The following is an 18,833-nucleotide window of genomic DNA, read 5'->3' on the forward strand; positions in this document are numbered from 1 at the left end:
GCCCTTGGGTTTAAACGCTGAGCATCAGGAATTCACGTTCCCACGAACTGATCACCCGTTTGTAGTTCTCGTGCTCGGCACGCTTGACCGCTACATAGCCTTGGACGAACTGCTTGCCCAGGTACTGCTGCACGGTTTCGCAGTCTTCCATGTGCTGCAGGGCATCTTCGATTGTGATGGGCAGGCGCAGGTTGCGTCGCTCATAAGCCCGGCCCTGCACCGGCGCACTCGGGTTGATCTTCTCGACCATGCCCAGGTAGCCACACAGCAGGCTGGCAGCAATGGCCAGGTAAGGGTTGGCATCGGCGCCCGGCAGGCGGTTTTCCACGCGCATTGCATCGGGGCTGGAGGTCGGCACACGCAGGCCGGCAGTGCGGTTTTCTTCACCCCACTCGACGTTGACCGGTGCCGACGTGTCCGGCAAGAAGCGGCGGAACGAGTTGACGTTAGGTGCGAACATCGGCAGCAGCTTGGGGATGTACTTCTGCAGCCCGCCGATGTGGTGCAGGAACAGCTCGCTCATGCTGCCGTCTTCATTGGCGAACACCGGCTTACCGGTCGCGATGTCGACCACGCTCTGGTGCAGGTGCATGGCACTGCCGGGTTCGTCAGTGATCGGCTTGGCCATGAAGGTGGCCGCCACGTTGTGCTTGAGCGCGGCTTCACGCATGGTGCGCTTGAACACGGTGATCTGGTCGGCCAGGTCCAGGGCGTCGCCGTGGCGGAAGTTGATCTCCATTTGCGCCGGGCCGTCTTCATGGATCAGGGTGTCCAGGTCAAGGCCCTGCAGTTCGCACCAGTCATAGACGTCTTCGAACAGCGGGTCGAATTCGTTGGCGGCATCGATCGAGAACGACTGGCGACCGCTTTCTGCGCGGCCCGAGCGCCCCAGGGGTACCTGCAGCGGCAGGTCTGGGTCTTCGCAACGCTTGGTCAGGTAGAACTCCATCTCCGGTGCAACGATCGGCTGCCAGCCTTTGTCGGCGTACAGCTTCAGCACCTTCTTCAACACGTTGCGCGGCGACAATTCGATCGGGTTGCCTTGTTTGTCGAAAGTGTCGTGAATCACGATCGCGGTCGGCTCGATTGCCCAGGGGATCTGGTACACCGCAGTCGGGTCAGGGCGGCAGACCATGTCGATGTCGGCGGCATCGAGCAGGCTGTAGTAGATGTCGTCGTCAACGTAGTCGCCGGTGACCGTCTGCAACAGCACGCTCTCGGGCAGACGCATGCCACGTTCGTGCAGGAATTTGGCGGTCGGTGCGATCTTGCCGCGGGCGATGCCGGTCAGGTCGCTGATCACGCATTCGACTTCGGTGATCCGGTGTTCTTTCAGCCACGTGGACAGCTGATCGAAGGGGGCGTTCATACAGACCTCTTGGTTGGGTTTTTGTGTGCGCGGCGGGAGCGGGTGGCTTCCCAGGTGACGCGCTGGAGACTATCTTGGTCGCAGCCCCCTGGGGCGATCTATCCACTTTCTCCGATAATCAATGCACCAAAAGAGTGCATACAGGACAATGCGTGACAACGCTCAACGCCTTGCAGGTTCAGGCTTTCCACACCACCGACGTCACCGAGCAGGTGCGTGCCACCCCTGGCTGGCAACAGCAATACCGGCAAATGTCGCCCGGGCATTTCAGCGGCGAACTGCGTTGCCTGGAGCTCGATGGCGTGGAGGTTTATGAAGAGCGGCTCAATACCCGTGTCGAGCAGTTCTTTCGCCCCCCCAGTGGATCGCTGGCGTTCTGTTTCGACCGCAGCGAAAACAGCCTGTACCTGCTCAACGAGCAGAGCCGCAATATCTGGATCACCCCGGAGAACTACGAAGAAGTGGCCGTGGTGTTCGACCAGGCGTTTCTGGCCCGTCATGGCCTGGATACGCAGCGCCTGGAAGGCTTGTTCATGGTGCCATTGGGCAGCGGCCAGAACGCCTTGTTCGGCAGTTGGCTGAGCGCCACCCTGACCCGTTTGGGCAACGCCGATTGCCCACTGCAGGGGCAGGCGCTGGCGGAACAGTTGCTGGAAGACTGCCTGTTCATCCTCGACAGTGCCTGCCAGCGGCTGGACAGCGGTGCGCTGGGCAGGCGCAGTGAAGAGCGCTTGATCATGCGCCGGGTCAGTGAATGGGCGGCGGACTGCCCCGAAGAAACCCTCAACCTGGTGGCACTGGCTGATGTGGCCGGAGTATCGCTACGCCAGTTGCAGCAGGCATTCAAGGCCTTTACCGGTATGCCGCCGGGGACCTGGCTGCGGTTACGCCGGCTAAACGGCGCGCGACGGGACTTGTTGCGCGGTGGCGAAGTAACGGTAGCGGAAGTCGCCATGCGCTGGTCGTTCTGGCACCTAGGGCGGTTTTCCGAGAGTTACCGGCAGCTGTTCAAGGAGTTGCCGAGCGAGACCCTGAAACGGCGCAGGGGCTGAGGGCCGGCAGCCGGTGCATTGAACCCAGCACCCCCCACGGAAAGTTGCTATCGTGCCGACCTGTTTCCACCCGAGGTCCCGATGTTCTACCTGCCATTGCTCAGCGACCAAGCCGACCGCCTTGCCAGCGAACCCACCGCCAGCGATTTTTTCCCGACTGCCAGTTTGCTGGAGGCCGCGGCGGTGCTGTTCGTGCAAAACCTGCCACGCCAGCCCGCCACTGCAACGGCCGACGCTCAGGAGCGGCGCTTTGCCGAAATCGTGCGCATCGCCAACGAGGTCGAAACGGCCGCGCCGGGGCGCTTTCAAGGCCAGGTGGCGCAGCATTTCGACCGCGAGGCATTCGCCATGGGCCTTGGCATGCTGGGTGAGAATGGCATCGGTTTGCTGTCCGCCGAGGTCAAATACGACGTCGAGGACATGCACGATGACCAAGGCCAGTGGAGTTTCCAATTTGCCGATACCTACCGCCAACAGGTCACGCCGCTGCACCCGGTCTATTTGCCATCGCTGGCCAGCGACCTGCTGCTGAGCGATCAACAAAACCGCCTGCTGCGCGAGTTTCTGTCAGGTGTTGACGAGTCGGTGGCGGTGCAAGGCTTTGCCGGCACCGGCAAGACGTTCCTGATTCACCAGTTCGCCCGTTTGCTCGACCCCCAGCGCACGCTGCTGCTGGCCTTGACCGAGGGCCAGTTGCGCGCGTTGCAGGCACGCGTCAAGGACGCCCAAGCCTACACCGCACTCACCTTCGGCCAACTGGCAGACGAGCTTCTCAACCGAGACCTCACCAGCAACGGTTGGCGCTTGCGTGACCCGTACCGCACCAAATTGTCCTGGCGCCCGCAGGAGGCGCAGGTGGTGAAGTGGCTGAATATCCCCGATATCGGCCCGCTCGCGGCCCGCGACGTGGTTGCCTTGTGCATCAAGGCCGTGCGCAGTTTCTGCCGCAGCGGCGATGCAGAGGTCCAGCTGCACCATTTGCCCTGGGCCGGGCCGGGCACCTCGCCACTGGACCAGGAAGTGCTGCTGGAAAAGGCCCGGCTGTACTGGCAGGAGCTGATTCGCCCCTCAGCGCGGGAGATTCAACTGCCGGTGCGTGATTACCACCGGGTCAAACTGCTGTCGCTGACCGCTGACATGATCGACAGTCGGTACACCCACGTCATCGTTGACGAGGCCCACGAGCTGTCGGCACCGATGCTCGCCGTGCTGGACCGCAGCCCGCAGTCGATCATCACCCTGGGCGACGAGCTGCAGAACCTCAATGGCCTGAGCCCGCACCACGGTGGCTTCATCCGCCAGCGTTACATCGACCATTCGCTGCGCGCCGGGCCCGCCATGGATAACGTCCTCAACCCGCTGATCCAGGCGCATCCGGCCAAGATCCAGGCAGCATTCAGCGGCAGTGCCGAGCACTACACCCGGGTCAGTTTCTTCGACACGGTCACGGTGCCAGAGCAGCCCACGGCACTGATCGTCGATGACGAGTGGGGCCTGTTTGGCTGGTTCCAGCGCCTTACGCACCAAGGGGTGCCGTTCGTGTTGTTGAAGAGTGCGCGCAAGGATTTCGAGCTGTTCGTCGAAGATTGCATCGAGCTGTACCGCTACGGCACACGGCCGCGTCACCCCATGCTGTTCCGCTACGCCAGTTGGCAGGCGCTGGAGCAGGACAAGGGCGATGACAAAGCCTTCGTAGCGGTCGCCAACATGCTGCGCAAGGGCTATACACCAGAGCATTTCGCCAAGGCCAAGAGCCTTTATCGTTGGGACAAGGCGCCCAAGCTGTTCCTGGGGCGGGTGCGGGACGTGAAGAACATGGAATTCGCCCGGGTGATGGTGTCACCGGAGCTGATGGTCGCGCCCGTGGCGGCGGGCAATCGCAACGAACGGGCGCGGATGCTGGCGGGCCTGTATACCGCCTGTTCGCGGGCACGGCATGAACTGATCGTGCCGGGGGGGATGCTGGACTGGGTGAAGGACCAGGTCAGGGACTGAGGAAATCGGGGCCGCCAGGCGGCCCCGATTGTCCCGTCAGTTACGGTCCAGCCACACCGTTTGCGCGTTGGTGAATTCCCGCACACCAAAGTGCGACAATTCGCGGCCAAAACCACTCTTCTTCACACCGCCAAAGGCGACGCGGGGGTCGGATGCGCAGTAGCCGTTGATGAACACGCCACCGGTATCCAGTGCTGCGGTCATGCGTTCAGCCAGCGCATAGTCGGCGGTGTAAATGGTCGACGCCAGGCCGAATTCGCTGTCGTTGGCCAATGCCACGGCATGGTCGGCATCCCGCGCAGGGATAATCGCCGCCACTGGCCCGAACAGTTCCTGCTTGAACGCGGTCATTTCCGGGGTGACGTTGGCAAACACGGTCGGTGCGTAGAAGTTGCCCACGCCTTCGATCTTGTTGCCGCCCAGCAGCAAAGTAGCGCCTTCGGCGAGTGTCGCCTGAACCTGCCCATCGAGTTCATCGCGCAGGTCGTAGCGGGCCATCGGGCCGATGTAGGTGTCGTCTTCCAGCGGGTTGCCAACCTTCAGCTGGCGCGTTGCTTCAACAAATTTTTGGGTGAACGCTTCAACGATGCTTTCTTCGATGATCAGGCGTTTGGCCGCCGCGCAAACCTGGCCGGTGTTCTGGTAGCGACCGATGACGGCCGCCTTGACTGCGGCATCCAGGTCGGCATCGGCCAGTACGATGAACGGGTCCGAACCGCCCAGCTCCAGCACGCACTTCTTCAGCGCGGCGCCGGCTTGCGCACCGATCGCCATGCCAGCGCGCACGCTGCCGGTCAGGGTCACGGCGGCAATGCGAGGGTCGTTGATGGCGCGGGTGACACCGTCCGGCGTGACGTTCAGCACTTCAAAGACGCCTTCCGGCAGGCCGGCATCCTTGAACAGTTCGCCCAGCAAGTAGGCGCTGCCCATGACGTTCGGGGCGTGCTTGAGCACGTAGGTATTACCCGCCAGAATCGCCGGCACAGCACCGCGCAGCACTTGCCAGATCGGGAAGTTCCACGGCATCACGGCCAGGATCGGGCCCAGCGGGCGGTACTCGATGCGCGCTTTTTCGACCTGGGTTGGTTCCGCTGCCAGCATGGCAGGGCCGTGCTCGGCGTACCAACGGCACAACCCGACACACTTGCTCACTTCGCCCCGGGCCTGGGTGATCGGCTTGCCGATTTCACGGCTGATCATTTGCGCGAACGCTTCGGCCTTGGTTTCCAGCGTGTTGGCCAGGGCGAGCAACCACTCACTGCGCTGACCCAGCGACACCTGGCGCCATTGGCCATAGCCCACCTTGGCGCGTTGCAGCGCCGCTTCCAGTGCGGCGTCGGTATCGAACGGGTAGGCGCCAATCTGCTCGCCGCTGTGCGGGTCGAGGGAGATGGCGTGGGTCAGGCTGCTGATCGCGCTCATGGTGGAAACTCTCGCTGTTGTTGATCCGTGACGCCAGACTAGTGGTGTAGGGGTTTAATGAAAACTGAATAATAATGAGCGAAACATTCACGTTTGGAGAATGACTGTGGACCTGGTGCAACTGGAAATCTTCAAGGCAGTGGCCGAGCAAGGCAGCATCAGTGCCGCCGCGCAGCATATCCATCGGGTGCCCTCGAACCTGACCACACGTATCAAACAGCTGGAGGAAGACCTGGGCGTCGAGCTGTTCATCCGCGAGAAAAGCCGCCTGCGCCTGTCGCCAGCGGGCTGGAACTTTCTCGAATACACCCGGCGCATTCTCGACCTGGTGCACGAGGCGCGGCTAACGGTGGCCGGCGAAGACCCGCAGGGCACCTTTGCCCTGGGTTCGCTGGAAAGCACCGCAGCCGTGCGGATCCCGGCCTTGCTGGCGGCCTATAACCAGCGCTACCCCAAAGTCGACCTGGACCTTTCGACCGGGCCGTCGGGGACGATGCTAGAAGGGGTGCTGTCTGGGCGATTGGTCGCGGCCTTCGTCGATGGGCCGGTGTTGCACCCGACGCTGGAAGGCATGCCAGTGTTCGAGGAAGAGATGATGGTCATCTCGCCCCTCAACCATGCGCCGGTAACCCGCGCCCAAGACGTCAACGGCGAGAACATTTACGCATTTCGGGCCAACTGCTCGTACCGCCACCACTTCGAGAACTGGTTTGTGCAGGATCAGGCCGTGCCGGGCAAGATCCACGAGATGGAGTCGTATCACGGCATGCTGGCATGCGTAAGTGCCGGTGCCGGGTTGGCCATGATGCCGCGCAGCATGCTCGACAACATGCCGGGGTGTAGCACGGTGAGCGCCTGGCCGATGTCGGAGGATTTCCGGTATTTGAAGACCTGGCTGGTGTGGCGGCGGGGGGCGGTTTCGCGCAGTTTGAGTATGTTTGTGAAGTTGTTGGAAGAGCGGCAGGGGAGTTTAGGTATGGCTGTAGATACCGTATAGAGCAACCTTCGAGAGCAGGGTCGTAGCTACCGGCGCTTGCCACGACCCGAAGGCTCATATACTCATGTTTGTTATTAATTTCGTCGGGAGGAATTTGGGTGGAATCAATTGGCTCCAATATTTTTCATGGCTGCGGGTGGATATAATGTATTCGACGCATTCGGATATATCTGATTTGATTTTGGGTCCAAGCCCCTCAAGTATTAAGTGTATTAAATTAAATAGCTTTGACCTATATAATTTATCATTTGTTAGAAAATTGCTCAGCTCGTCATCTGTCATTGAGGTAAGTGGGTAGCATAAGTAGTGGATGTGGTTTGTATTAATGGTTTTCATTTTGGCTTTGGAGTCGATTAGGTAGGCTTAGATGCTTGTGCTTTTAATTTTGCACGACCATTAAAATCTTTAAGGTCCTGCCATGTTGTGATCGATTTAGGGTGTGATGCTGTTTCAGCTTGCAGTTTGGGTAGCGCGATTTTAAAGCGCCCAAGTCTCGCGCTTCATTAGGTTTAATGGTTTGCGATACTTGGTATTTTGGGGTTGTTGGAATTATTGCGTGTTGTTAAGATTTGCTTGTGTTTTTTAGTTTGGCTCTAGCTTTCTGGGATAATGATTAGGTCCGTAACAAGAGCCCAAAGACTATTTGGTGCTTCATTGTGGCAGCTGAGTCCAAGTTCAGGAATGCTTGTTGAGAACTCGACTAAAACTCGAGTGCCTAGCTTATGTTTGGGGAGGCCGGCTTCGCCTTCTTGAACGATCACAGTTCCAGTTTGCCCAATAAGCTTCCAGTAGTTTTCGGAGGGTCGTGTCGGTTTTTCCGAAGTGCTTGTGCCGGAGAAAGTGCATCGCTTTACTTTTTCCCCATTTTCTATCTTCATTTCTGTCCTTGCTTTTGTTCTGCTAGTCCCCAAACCCAATAAAAACCGCGCCATGTAACTTCTCCATCTACATCCGTAAGCTCCATGGGGGTGCCCAGCTGATCGCACTGGTACCACGCAAATGCATCACCGATCTTGGTAAGGCTTGTACTGCCACACGGGATCCCGATCAATGCTGTAAAGGTCCCCATAGCTGGGCTGTGGTGGAAGCTCAAGCGTTGTGTCCCTGACAGCTTGAACTACCTAAATGAACGTCCCAGGCTCGAATACGTAGTGGGTGGTACTGCCATCCCGTTCCTCATCGTGACGACATTCTCGGCGCCGCGTGTTTTAAAGTGCTGATCAGGGTCATCATAGGTGTGATGATTCGAGGTACCAACTGGCTGGGTCGAGCGCCTTGAGGACATGATTGTGGCTGCGGATGTCCGTTCGACTCTCGACCTGATGTAAATGTCGTAGTGGATTTTAAAAGAACAATGTGTTAACTTGCGTAATTTTTAGGTTTTCGCCGTCATTGGCTGGTTATTTATCAAGTTTTTCGCTAAATAGTAAGTCGCCATGGTCATTCTCGGCGAGAATCCATGTTAGCTCTTTGTTGACTATGTAGTATTCGAAGTATCTGCAGTCTTCAAGTATATTTGGCACCTTTTCTAGCGGTGCGCTATAAATTAATTTGCTCTCGTTGTCTTCGTCGACTATGAGCCAGATATCCTTCGTGTTGGTTGGGGCTAGTTCACTTAAGTGCAGGTGTCCAGAGTTATCATCAAAAACCTGAATTATTGGTGTTTTTGAAAATGATAACCACCAGGCTCTTGGGTTGCCTTTGACGAATGTTGATTTAATTTTCGATAATATTGTATCTTTATTTTCGGGCTCTTTGTATGGCAGATCTTGCTTGCTAAAGGCTAGAGATAGCTCGTCCACTAAAGATAAATTATTCGTATTCATTTCTTCCTCACTTTTTATCAGAGCGATGGGGGTGCTGAGGGCCAGTGTATGTAATATTCCCTCTATCACCACATCCACATTTATTTCGTTTTCCTGCCGTTTGCCAGCCAATATGGGGCTTGTCATGGCCGCTCTTTGGGTCCATGTCTTCATGGGGAGCGTCATATGCAATCTTACTCCCGCCTGCTCCTTTGAACTCTACTGCAGTGCCAGTGTTTTCATCAAATTTTGAGAACGATATTTTATCTGGGTCGTCCATGCCTGCATTACGAAACGCTTGGCGTCTTGCGATGTCGAAATCACCAGCATGGCTTAGCTTAGCAAGGCCTAATGGGTCAAGCCACTGCGTCGGGCTTGGTGCGTAAACATATATATTTAAGCCGCCTGCAAATCCGATCGGATCCTTGCTGATATATCGTCCAATGTGTGGGCTGTAGTACCGATTCCTGTTGTAATGCAGATCTGTCTCGATGTCGAAATACTGCCCCTGAAAGCGCAATGGATTACTAGTATTCGCCCATTTCGCCTTGTCGCTTTGTGCCTCTTTAGCTAATCCCCAAGCCCTGTGTTTCCCGCTCCAAGCAATCTCCCCATCTCCATCGGTAAGCTCCATCGGCGTCCCCAGCTGATCACACTGGTACCAAGCGAAGGCATCAATAGGTCTGCGTGTCGGCTTATGCAGCCATACCGGATCCCGATCAATATCGTAGTGGTCGCCATACGTCGGTTGCGGCAGCAGATCCAAGCTGGTGTTGATCACCGCCTGCGCCACTGGAATGAACGTCCCCGGCTCGAACACGTAGTGAGTGGTACTCCCACCCCGTTCCTCTCGATCACGACACTCCGTGGCAGGCGTATCGCCATCCCACGTGAACCACGTAAAGCCACACCCCAGCTCTTCGTCCCGCTGCCGACGCGCATTTTCGTTCCACACAGGCCCTGCTTGGGGGCGGTCCCGGTACTTGGAACGTGAGTGTTTGTAGAGGCGACGACCCAGTGCGTCGTAGGCGAAATCAACACTCAGCCGGTCGTCTTCATAGCGCCGTAGACGGTTATAGAGGTCCCATACAAACCGACCCTTTTTGCCATTCGCGATCCGCTCGGCCAGGTTGCCGCGCTCGTCGTAGCGGTACTGCGTGCCGCAGTAGCTGCGCAGCACGTTGTCGTTGATTCTGCGCGGTGAGTGCGGGTTCGGTCCCGGTGGCGCGTCGGGGTCCAGTAGGTTGCTCGCCGGATCGAAGGCAAAAGTCTCCTTGTTGTAGTTGTGAGTGGCTTCGAGCAGTCGGCCCACCGGGTCGTAACGGTAGTACGTGTCGCCCCGGTTCAGGTCTTTGACGTGGGTAAGCTCGCCGCTTTCGTCGTATCGATAGTTGCGAGCCGCAATGCGCTTGGTGGCGCTATGCGGTGCCACGGTTTGCTCAAGCAACTGACCATTGGGGCTCCAGGCTTGACGCTGAATCAGGCCATTGCCTTGTTCACGGCCAATCTCGCGGTGCAAGTCGTCACGCTGGTAGCTGATCAGTTCACGATCATCGAACTTGAGGCCGAGCAAGTGACCGCTGCCATAGGTGAGCCAGCTGACGCGATGGCCATCAGGCCGTGTGGTGGCAATCCGCAGGTTGAGTGCGTCGTACTCGTGGGTGAACACGGCGACCTTCGGCTGCTTCATGTACTTGAAGTGCTGATGCTCGCGGTTGTTGTTGCCCGCCAGGTCGTAGAACCACTGCAGCTTGCAGTCCTTGTTCTCGGCGAGCAGTAACCTGCCATTGCCGTCGTAAGCGAAGCTTTCGGTCTCCCATTCTTTGCCACCGCGTTGGCCCGCGTTGCTTTCGACCAGCCGACCCATGGGGTCGTACTCGAATTGAGTGATGCGGTCACCGTCGAGGCGGCGGGTGGGAAGGTCGCTGCTGTTGTCGTAGAGGTAGTCGGTGACCTGCTTGTCGAAGCCGGTCTCCTTGATCAGGCGGCCTACGGGGTCGTACTTGAAACTGGCCTCGCTGTTGTTCTCGTTGCGCAGGCGTACGAGTTGGCCGAGCTTGTCCCAGTGGTAGGTGAGGGTGGTGTCGTTGGCGTTGTGGCGTTGATGGAGTAGGCCGGCCTCGTTGTAGTCCCAGCGGGTACGCCGATTCAGCGGGTCAGTGAAGCTGAGCAGTCGGCCTTCGGCGTCATAGTCGAAGCGATCCTGAGTCTTGTCGGGATATACCACACGGCTCAGGTTGCCCGCTTCATAGTGATATTCGGTTACCTCGCCGGCAGCGTTGGTGAGCTTGACCAGTTGCCCGAACGTGTCGTACTTCCACTGTGTGGTCTTGCCCGAGCAGTCCGTGTAGCTGGCCAGCTGTCCGTCGCCGTTGTACGCCAGCTTCTTCTCGCCGCCGTTGGCATCGATAATGGCGATGGGCAGATTGTCGCTGTTGTAGGTGTACTGGGTCTTGTTCTCCAGCGGGTCGATGGCTTCGATGATGTTGCCGCGCTGATCGTAGTCATAGCGCCATAGCCCACCCTCTGGATCTCGTGTTTTGAAGCGCTGGTCGAGATCATCGTAGGCGTGATGGATCGATGTGCCGTCCGGTCGGGTGTGCTGCAGCAGGTTGCTGCGCTCATCGTAGGCATAGTGGTCGATACTGCCGTCGCGATGTACGTGTTGGACCACATTCATCGCATCGTCGCGGAAGAACCACTCCTCGTTGCCGTCGGGATGGACGATGCGGTAGGTGTAGCCTTGGAGGTTGTAGTAGTGCTTGGTTTCGTTGCCAAGCGCATCCGTCACGTAGGTGAGACGGATGTTCTTGTCCCACTCAAGTCGTACTTCGTGGCTGCCATCGTCTGCCCACTCGTGAATGGCTTTGGCGTCAGCCCCCTCGCCGAGCCATTCCAGGTTCATGGCCCGCCCAGTACGGTCGGTGTATCGAGTGATCAGGTGGTGTTGATAGGTGTAGCCCCACTGTCTGCCATGCTCATCCCGTGCGGATACGAGATCACCGTCTGCGCTGTAGTCATATTCGGCCAATTGCCGTAGCGATTCGCCGTCGCTCATCAGCCATAGGCTGGCAATGCGTCCGCTTGGATCAAGACGGGTATGGATGTGCTGATGGACCTGGTCGTTCTGATAGGTCAGTAGGTCCGACAGGACATGAGTACCATCATGAAAGTGCTCGTAATGCAGGGCGACTCTAGCGCCGCCACGGTGGCGTATTGCGATAAGACGGAAGACGTTGCCGATGCGCTCATATCGCTCTTCAACCCGATGCCCATAGGCCAGCGACAGTGTTCGCTCGCCGGTACGAACGAGTACAACTTCCTCAATGGGGTCATGGTGGAATTTGCCGACTTTGGGCAGCGGATAGTTATGCGAACGGCCGTCAGCAGCCTGATAGCAAAGGGTGTCATCGATGATTTCAAAGTGCACGGTGAAGGGGGATATCCACCGTGCACCCAGTGGGCCGCTATCGAGCGCAGACTGACTGGATCGGTAGTTGCGCACCCACGAAACTGGAAACGGCCCAGGGAGAGTAAAGTCGGTATGAATAAGCTGTTCCGAGCCCTTTGCAAACGTGATGCTTTTTCCCGTGCAAGGGCATGTGCCGTTCTTCGCGGGTTTTGGCTCATTCCTCGGACCAGGCTGTCTGTTGACCGCACCCAGCTCATGTTGGCGGCTAACACCTTTGGCTTGTCTGATTCCAGTTGGCGGAACGCTGCTGTTGAGGTGGGTGCGCTTGCGTTGAGCGGCCTTGGCCAGCATGGTCAACAGATAGGCAATGCTATGCTCGGTGTTTGCATTACCGAGGTTCTTGAGGCTTTGCTCAACCTCGGTAGCCAGTTGTCTGAGTAGTCCAACGTACTTGAAGCCAATGGCTTTAATGTAGTGAGGTATGAACTGGGATAACTGGTTGAGAGTGGCAACGGTAGCCACTTCAATGGGTAGCGTTGCATGCTTTGCAAGCTGCTCCAGTAAGGAAAGGTCCTCGCCTTTTGCGGCTGGCTTGTGCTTCAGCTGCCCCTTCAGGAAGTCGTCAACGCCGCTGGCAATCGTAAGCATGATTGCCTTGCCTCTTTTCCCGCATTCCGCAAGTAGCTCAGACAATGCGGCTTGAGCATGCATGACGAAATTTTCCAGTTCGCCGAGGATTGTCGCGTTGAGGTGCCCGGTTAGTACGGTAATCAGTGCTTCACCGAGTGCTGCTTTGGGGTTGGCCTTGACCTGCTGTTTGACCAGGTGCAGGGCAGGTCTGAGGCTTTTTCTCGCAAAGGCCATTGTGGGTGGAATTGGGATTATTCCAATCAGATTTATCCCGAGGCTGACCCAGTCGAGTACGTTTTTGTCCTTGCTTTCTGTGAGTACGATAATGTCGCCAACGGCGTCTACCGCCGCCATGATGTTGTTGGCGATAGGGATGAACTCTGCGACGGTTTTCAGATCAGCGAGGGTCAGTCTGTTTTCGCTGAGTTGCCTTAGCCAGAGGTCGACAGTATTTGCTCCCTCTTCTATGTCTTCCGGGGGAATCTCTCTGATAGGGGCGACGGCCGTTTCGTGCGGACGTGCAGCTGGTGCCGTAGTCATAGTCTTGTTTTCCCCAAGGTGGCGGTGGCCGAGGTTTTCAGCTCGTCAGTGACGGGGTTCTTCAGGGATTGACTGAGCAGTCCATCGGCGCCTGAGGAGTTGAGTGCGGCAGCGTTCGAGAGAATCGCTGTTGCAACCTGCTCAACTGCCTTGGTTGCAAGCTCAGCGGTTGTTGAGCTCGAGGCGGTTTCGCTGGCTTCTTTGATTTCACTCGCTGGCGACCAGGTGTCAGTCGGGTCCTTGCCCAGCGTCACCTTGGCCGGTCCGGAGGCGAGCCCTGCCACGCTGGCGAAGCCTTCGCTGTCCAGCTTTCCTGTAAACACCCTGCCGAGTGCATCTTCGACGCGGTAGTCCGCCATCTCGTAGGCGTGGCGGCTGGCATAGTGCTGAAACAGCTCCAGATTGCCCTTGCCTGCTTTGGGCTCTTCGGGAAACGCTGCTGCTTCGCTTTTCGAGCCTTTGTAGATGAAGTCGGTGGCATGAGCCGTGTACTCGCCGGCTGTGGCGTGCAGGATCCCGCCCGCGTTGTAGGTCGTACTGCTGCCGCCGGCTTGAATCACCAGTTCCTCCTTGGCACTGAGGGTGATCCGTTCGGCGGTGACGCTGACCTTGAGCTTGGCTAGGAGGTTGATGTTGTCCTTGAGCGCTTTCAGGTCGATGTCGCCGGAGGCCGCGACTAGTCGCCAGCCCATGCTCTGTACGAACTGCCGCACGCCCCGACTGGCACTGATCAACAGGCGCTTGCCGATGGCCAAGCTGGTGTGGCCGCCTGTGCTCAGACCCAGGTGCTCGCCGCTGGCGATATGGGTCGACTCAGGGGTTGTGGTGGCGATCCCCGCTGGGCTGGCGATCACCAGTTGCGGGTCAGCCAGCTCTGGGAAGCGGTTGGCTTCAGGGTTGCCACCGCTGCCGCGAATGGCATCGTGCTGGGCCTTGAGGGCATCACCCACTTCATCCTGATCGCCGCCTTCCTGGGCCAGGTGATCGCGGGCTTCACTGGCAAAGGTGGTGTGGTACTCCTGTGCGACCTTCAGGCGCTCGGCGGTTTCGGCGAGGTCCGTATGGTGTTCACTGGCGCGAGCACGCATCTCGGTGGTCAGCAGCAGGCCGCCACCCGCACGCACCACACCGTGGGTATCGGTGCGCAGCTCGAAGCCTTGCCCACGTGGCTTGCCGCCAACGTGGCGAGGATGGGTGAGGTAACCGAGGTTCAGCGCCGAGTGGTCGTGGTCACTCATCAACGCCGCGCTGATCTGCCCGGTGGTGTCGTCCAAGCGCAGTTCGTTGTGGCGTTTGCCGTGGTGCTCCTTGCTGCGGATCGGGCTGAGTGCCTTGAACTCGGGCAGGCGGTACGGCGGGCGGTTGACGATGTGATAACTGCGCCCGGTGATCATCGGCTGATCGGGGTCGCCGTTGAGGAAACTGACCACCACTTCCTGGCCGATACGGGGAATGGCCATGTGGCCCCAGGTGGCGCCGGCCCAGGCTTGAGTGACCCGCACCCAGCATGAGCTTTTATCATCGTCCTGGCCGAGACGGTCCCAGGGGAATTGCACGCGCACACGGCCGTGCTCGTCACAATAGATTTCCTCACCGGGTGGCCCGACTACCTTGGCCATCTGCGGGCCTTCGATTACCGGTTTGGGGCGGGCAGGGGCGTGCCATTCGACTTGCGCAGGTATGAGGGTGGCGGTGAGCGTGTAGGACGTGCCAACTTCGGCTTCGGCAGCATCCTCTTCCAGTGCCGCAAACTGGCGGCCCTTGTGCGTGATGCGCAGGGGGCGCCAGAGGATGTTCATGTCCTCGCGGGCGTGGCCGGCCAACTGGAACGCGACGCCCGGTTGCAGGCGAGCATCATCGCCTTCGACTTCGGCCACGCGAGCATCGCCAAACAGGGCATTGACTTTGGTCTGGGTGAACGGCTTGCCGGCGTTGTCGTGCTTGTAGCGGCCAGGGTAGTCGTAGCGTTCGTAGTCGTTGCTTTGATTGCCCATGTCCTGAGGGAACATGGTGTGCTCATGGTTGTAGCGTGGGTGGGTAAAGGTGTAGTCGCGCTGGACTTGGCTGCTGGTGCGTACCTGTTCGCGGTAGGCGAAGTGGCGCAGGCAGGGTTGCTGCTCCATGCCGCCTCGGTTGGCGACATACAACACCGGCTCGCCTTCCAGGCTACCGAAATTGCTGATGTGATCCGTCTGGATCACCACGTGGTTGGCTTCGCTGTGCTCGAAGGTGCAGATCAAGCCTTCTTCGGCCGACAGGCGCCAGAAGAAGTTCAGGTCCAGGTCACCGGCCTGGACGCAGTACTCGCGGCTCTGGTGTGGGTTGATCAAGTACTGCGTCAGCGTGCCCCATTGGCGTTCGCGGAACAGTTCCTCTAACAGCTGCGGGATCGGGCGGTGCTGGAAAATACGCCAATCGGACTGCAGGCTTGCGCGGGCGAGTTGCGGCTCGATCACGGCGCGGTAGCGGGTGCGGCGGTGACCGGTTTTGCCTTGTTCGAAACTGCTGATCAGGCCGTGGACATGGCGCACGGCTTCCTGCTGCTGCCAGATGGTCAGCACGGCGGGTTGGTCTAGAAGGGTGGCGAAGTCCGCGTCGTTGGCAAAGCTGACCAGTTCGATGTCCAGCCGATACAGCTCGCTCACGGCCTCAGTCAGTTCGAACGACACCACGTCGAAATTGATTGCCTCATCGGCGGGGGTGCAGAAAGTAAAACGCACATCATTCAAGTTACTCATACGGGCTCCTGCGGTTTATTCCATCGGGCAGGTTCACGAGGCCGGGCGCGTTATAGAATGCGCGGCGTAAGTGCACCCAAAGACCGTAACGGGGAATCCATTCCTCGTCGCCGTAATAGCTTCCTAAAAAGTTGTAGGAAGTTTCGCTAAATACGGCCTGTGTGTTATTTCGAGTCAAATCGGTATTCGCTTTGCTCGCAGGCACAGTGACTGTTGAGTCAAGTCAGCGCGGTATTGAAGAACTTATGGCTGAAGCATCGTCTGCAGTGATACCAGAACTTGTTGAGTGATGGCGTTGAGCTTTGTCGTGAAGTACAGATAGGTGCCCGTACAGAACACCCCCATCACTGCCCAGGGTGTCCACCACGGCAGCTGTCGATTTATCCGGTAGTGACGAGGTGCAACATTCTTCAGCGGCTCGGTAAGGGGTTCTGAATCGCGCTCGGTCCCGCGTAGCTCAACGAGCTTGTCATGGATGCGCTGGATCCAGGCTTCCAGTTCATCGTCACCATTGGTTTGGTTGGCGTACTTGCCCCGATAGCCCAGCGCCAGGCACCAGAACAGGAAGACAAACAGGTCGTAGCGCCCTTCGGGCGCTTCCAGCAGGCGGTCGAGCACGCTGAAAAACTTCTCGCCGCCCCAGGTTTCCTGGTGAATGGCGCTAAGCAGCGACTGTGCTTTCCAAGGGGAGTCTCGCCCCCAGGGAGTGGCCATCACGGCCTCATCGACCACGCAGCAAATGCAATAGGAAAAGACCACGCGATCGCCTTCGTCACAGTGTTCGAGATGACGCACTTCTTCGACCATCACGTGAATCTGGTTCTTCACGTAGGCGAACAGTTGCTCGACGTGATCATAGTGTTCGGTCCCTTCCAGGCGAATGACCAGACCAAGCAGTGGCGAGGCGATGTCGAGGATCGGGTTCTTGGTGTTCGAACGGGTTTCAAACCCTAGCGCATCGACCTGCGGGAATAGCTCGCTGAGGGGCGGCGATTTGCGCGCGGACTTCTGGCCATGGTCATAGGCTTGGGCGGGAGTAACGGCCATAAGGTGGACCTCCTGGTCACATCACCGGCTGCCGCCCGGTCTGGGCAGGCCAAAGCTGGTGGGTTGCATTCGCCGTATTGACGACCTGCAGTTGATGAAAGGAATTGCTGCTGGCGTACAACGCCATGAAGTGGGAAAGCACATTACCGAACAGCTGCAGTTCCCCCTCGCACGCAAAGCCGGCAGGATCGATGTGCAGCGTGGTGCGCCGGCCGCGCACGGGCTGGCCCTTGTTCAACCAGTCATACGGTTCGCTGTCCACCTGCTTGATGGCATCCAGCCGCTGCGTAGTTAGGCGTTGTTGTTGCAGGTCGTGCACGGCCACGAAGTCGTAGGCCCGCAGTACCGAGGCGAATGCTGACGGCGAGGAGAGCGACAGATTGTTCAAGGTGAGGTTGGAAATCAGCGCCCAGTGTCGCTCACCCTGACCACCGCTCTGCAGTAACGGCGGGTATGTGCGGCTGGGCCGTGACAGGTTGCAGTAGGTGACGAATGAGGGTGTATCTTGCGTCGTGACATCGATGTGGCCCACCTCCAACTGCTGCGCCAGGGCGCCGTTGGTACAGGTCAGCTCGATGCTCAGTGCCTCTTGCTGAGCCAGGTAAGGCGTAAGGTTGCGATGCACCAGGCGTAAGCGGTGCTCCACCTTTTCAGTGATCGGGTTCTGTTCGAGATCCAGCTTGTAGTAAGGCGTGGGCTGCGCCTCAGCTAGTGGAAAACTGGGGTCGAGGGAATCGTAGGGTTTGAACTCCCGCAGATGCTCCCGGGTTTTCTGGCGCTGGCTGCTGACACGATCAATGCAGAAGATCTCATCTTGCGCGCCGTCACGCCGCGCCGTTTGAATGGTCTCACGCAGCGCCTGCCCATTCAGCGGCATGGGTTGCGCCGAGCAGGAAAACAGGTTGATGGCGGGGATGCAGTTGAGCAGGATCGTCGTCTGGTCGATCAGCAGATCAGGCGGAAGAGGGGCATTGAAGCGAAATTCCAGTTGGATGTGCGCTGCGGCCTCGTCGGGCCAGTAGGCTGAAAGCCCTTCGATACAGAAGCCGTAGAAACGCTCGGGGAACCAGAGAAACTCTTGCAGAACGCGATAGCCGTCCAGGTGTTCGCCGGCGCTGGGCAACAGTGATTCCTCCTTCTCGAAGCCGACGAAGGCAACAGTGGGCGGCAGCGTGAAGCGGTACTGGTTGATGTGCAGGTACAGCTTGTCCAGATGCTGCGACAGCCACTGGTACAAGGTCAGTGCATTACGGCTCCCGCCCGCCAGGTGAAAGCGCAGGTGGTCGCACTTCATGCGCCCCAGCGGTTGTTCGGATAAGGCGCCCAGGTCGATGCGCACCACAGGCGCTTCGGCACTGCGCAATGTTGTGATGTTACGGATTTCTAACGGGGCGATGGCCAGGTCCGCACAGGTGCGGAATTCGCAACTCACGCCTTCGAGCGGGCGGGAAAACACCGGTGTGCCTTTGGGCAACACCTGGGTCTCGCTCAAGGCGTGGTCGATGAGCTGGAACTGCATCATCGTGACGCTGGGCAATGGCCGCAGGACGTTAGGACAGAGCAGCTGCAGCAGCGGATGGGTCAGCTCGGGCAGATGGTCTTCAATCTTCATCACCAGGCGTGCGGTGAGAAACGCGAAGTTCTCCATCACGCGTTCGACATCCTCCCCCGAGGCCGTGCGGCCGAGGAAAGGGGCCAGCCGTGGGTTGTCCTCGACAAAGTCGTCGCCCAATTGTTGGAGGTGCCGCTTTTCCTGTATGAACCAATCTTTAAACTTCATGTTTATCGTTTTTTGACTCTAATCGGGTGGCTCTCGTCGGTGCGAG

Annotated in this window: 11 protein-coding genes; 3 read left to right on the forward strand and 8 right to left on the reverse strand. The window is 58.4% G+C overall.

The features are described from left to right. Positions 1-10: 10 nt before the first annotated feature. Positions 11-1,369 carry a glutamine synthetase family protein gene (locus ACMCNM_RS14960; RefSeq protein WP_027596784.1) on the reverse strand — a complete coding sequence of 453 codons (1,359 nt, stop codon included), beginning with the start codon at positions 1,367-1,369 and terminating at the stop codon, positions 11-13. A gap of 152 nt (positions 1,370-1,521) precedes the next feature. Here ACMCNM_RS14960 and ACMCNM_RS14965 point away from each other — a divergent pair, with 152 nt between their 5' ends. Together ACMCNM_RS14965 and ACMCNM_RS14970 are read left to right on the forward strand one after the other, a co-directional pair. Continuing rightward, positions 1,522-2,421, forward strand: a complete 900-nt coding sequence (locus ACMCNM_RS14965) for a helix-turn-helix domain-containing protein (RefSeq protein ID WP_412764762.1) — start codon at positions 1,522-1,524, stop codon at positions 2,419-2,421. 81 nt (positions 2,422-2,502) lie between these two features. Next, on the forward strand, positions 2,503-4,416 hold the full coding sequence (locus tag ACMCNM_RS14970; RefSeq protein ID WP_412764763.1) for a hypothetical protein: 1,914 nt from the start codon (positions 2,503-2,505) through the stop codon (positions 4,414-4,416). Between the two features lie 36 nt (positions 4,417-4,452). Here the strand turns inward: ACMCNM_RS14970 and ACMCNM_RS14975 are convergent, their stop codons facing one another. Next, a complete protein-coding gene (locus tag ACMCNM_RS14975) occupies positions 4,453-5,838 on the reverse strand; it encodes an aldehyde dehydrogenase family protein (RefSeq protein ID WP_412764764.1) in 1,386 nt (461 codons plus the stop codon). A gap of 106 nt (positions 5,839-5,944) precedes the next feature. Here ACMCNM_RS14975 and ptrR point away from each other — a divergent pair, with 106 nt between their 5' ends. Further along, positions 5,945-6,835, forward strand: coding sequence for a putrescine utilization regulator PtrR (ptrR, locus tag ACMCNM_RS14980; protein ID WP_099430907.1), 891 nt, complete (start codon positions 5,945-5,947; stop codon positions 6,833-6,835). A gap of 874 nt (positions 6,836-7,709) precedes the next feature. Here ptrR and ACMCNM_RS14985 read toward each other — a convergent pair. The 6 genes from ACMCNM_RS14985 to tssF form a co-directional block, all read right to left on the reverse strand. Continuing rightward, complete coding sequence (locus ACMCNM_RS14985; protein ID WP_412765925.1) at positions 7,710-7,904, reverse strand: RHS domain-containing protein; 195 nt, start codon at positions 7,902-7,904, stop codon at positions 7,710-7,712. 331 nt (positions 7,905-8,235) lie between these two features. Continuing rightward, complete coding sequence (locus ACMCNM_RS14990; RefSeq protein WP_412764765.1) at positions 8,236-8,787, reverse strand: DUF6756 family protein; 552 nt, start codon at positions 8,785-8,787, stop codon at positions 8,236-8,238. Next, entirely contained in the window at positions 8,669-13,222 is a 4,554-nt protein-coding gene (locus tag ACMCNM_RS14995) for a polymorphic toxin type 47 domain-containing protein (RefSeq protein WP_412764766.1), read from the reverse strand. The genes ACMCNM_RS14990 and ACMCNM_RS14995 overlap by 119 nt, the downstream gene beginning before the upstream one ends. Then, positions 13,219-15,960: a type VI secretion system Vgr family protein gene (locus ACMCNM_RS15000; protein ID WP_412764767.1), complete on the reverse strand. Its 2,742-nt coding sequence runs from the start codon at positions 15,958-15,960 to the stop codon at positions 13,219-13,221. The genes ACMCNM_RS14995 and ACMCNM_RS15000 overlap by 4 nt, the downstream gene beginning before the upstream one ends. A 243-nt stretch (positions 15,961-16,203) precedes the next feature. Continuing rightward, positions 16,204-17,007: a type IVB secretion system protein IcmH/DotU gene (gene icmH / locus ACMCNM_RS15005; RefSeq protein WP_412764768.1), complete on the reverse strand. Its 804-nt coding sequence runs from the start codon at positions 17,005-17,007 to the stop codon at positions 16,204-16,206. A 16-nt stretch (positions 17,008-17,023) separates the two neighbouring features. Further along, entirely contained in the window at positions 17,024-18,787 is a 1,764-nt protein-coding gene (gene tssF, locus ACMCNM_RS15010; protein ID WP_412764769.1) for a type VI secretion system baseplate subunit TssF, read from the reverse strand. Positions 18,788-18,833: the final 46 nt, after the last annotated feature.

This window comes from Pseudomonas sp. NGC7, from assembly GCF_047159675.1.
Lineage (GTDB): Bacteria > Pseudomonadota > Gammaproteobacteria > Pseudomonadales > Pseudomonadaceae > Aquipseudomonas > Aquipseudomonas kermanshahensis.